This window comes from Nonomuraea bangladeshensis (assembly GCF_039529455.1).
Lineage (GTDB): Bacteria > Actinomycetota > Actinomycetes > Streptosporangiales > Streptosporangiaceae > Nonomuraea > Nonomuraea bangladeshensis.
This window is the reverse complement of record NZ_BAAAMV010000039.1, coordinates 1-1186: the sequence shown is the minus strand read 5'-3', so window position 1 is coordinate 1186 and position 1186 is coordinate 1. Positions and strand designations below refer to the sequence as shown.

1 protein-coding gene is annotated in these 1186 nt (G+C 68.5%); it reads left to right on the top strand.

What is annotated here, in order from left to right:
• Nucleotides 1-251 precede the first annotated feature (251 nt).
• Nucleotides 252-1091 (top strand): carbohydrate ABC transporter permease, encoded by an 840-nt coding sequence (locus ABD292_RS48830; RefSeq protein WP_344220344.1) that lies wholly within the window; start codon nucleotides 252-254, stop codon nucleotides 1089-1091.
• Nucleotides 1092-1186 lie beyond the last annotated feature (95 nt).

The window sequence follows — 1186 nt, the reverse complement described above, 5'->3', positions numbered from 1 at the left end:
TGGCCTACCGGCCCGGTGAGCCGCGAGCGCATCATCCTCACTACGCGACGCGCGCATCCCCTTCCTCCTTCCGGTGCCCCGTCGCGTCGCACATTCTCTATTAAAACGTTTTATCGAGAGGGACGATGCCGAACACCTCCGAGGTCAGAACGGCCCCCCTGCACGTACCTTCGGCGGGCCGCGACGTCATCCCGCATCATGGCCGCAGGTCCCGACGACGCCGGCGCGGACGGTCGATCCCCGGATGGCTCGTGCTCCCCGCTCTCGCGCTGTACCTCTACGTCGTGCTCGTCCCGTCCGTCAGAGGAGCGGGATACGCCTTCACGGACTGGAGCGGCCTGGGCGAGCGGATGTCCTTCGTCGGGCTGGAGAACTTCGCCAAGATCTTCGACGACTCCGCGGCCCAGGACGCGCTCTGGCAGACCGTCGCCATCACGGCCGTGATCACGATCGTGCAGAACGCGGTCGGCCTGCTGCTGGCGCTCGGCGTGCACTCACGCATCAGGAGCCGCAACGCGCTGCGCGTGCTGTTCTTCGCGCCCGCGGTGATGACGCCCGTGGTCACGGCCTACCTGTGGCGCTACCTGTACGCCCCGGAGGGCGCGCTCAACACGGCGCTGGACGCCGTCGGCCTCGGCGCCCTGCGGCAGAACTGGCTGGGCGACCCCGGCCTCGCGCTGTGGTCGGTGGCGGCGATCGTCATCTGGCAGTTCTCCGGTTACTCCATGGTCATTTTCCTGGCCGGGCTGCAGAGCGTGCCACGCGAGCTGCACGAGGCCGCCGGCGTGGACGGCGCGGGTGCCGTGCAGCGCTTCTGGCACATCACCCGCCCGCTGCTGGCCCCTGCCATCACCATCAACGTGATGCTCGCGCTGATCGGCGGATTCAAGCTCTTCGACCAGGTGTACGTCACCACCGGCGGCGGCCCCGGCCACGCCACCGAGACCCTGTCCACCCTCATCTACAAGAACGCCTTCCAGTTCGGCGACTTCGCCTACAGCACCGCGATCGCGGTGCTCCTGGCCGTCGTGGTGGCCGCCGTCTCGGCCGTCCAGTACCGCGGCCTGCGGCAGCAGAAGGGCTCCTCGTGAAGCGTTACACGGCGCGCACGGCGCTGCTGGAGACGGTGATGATCGCCGTCGGCGCGGTCTTCGTCTTCCCTCTCTACGTCCTGGTCAACCTGTCG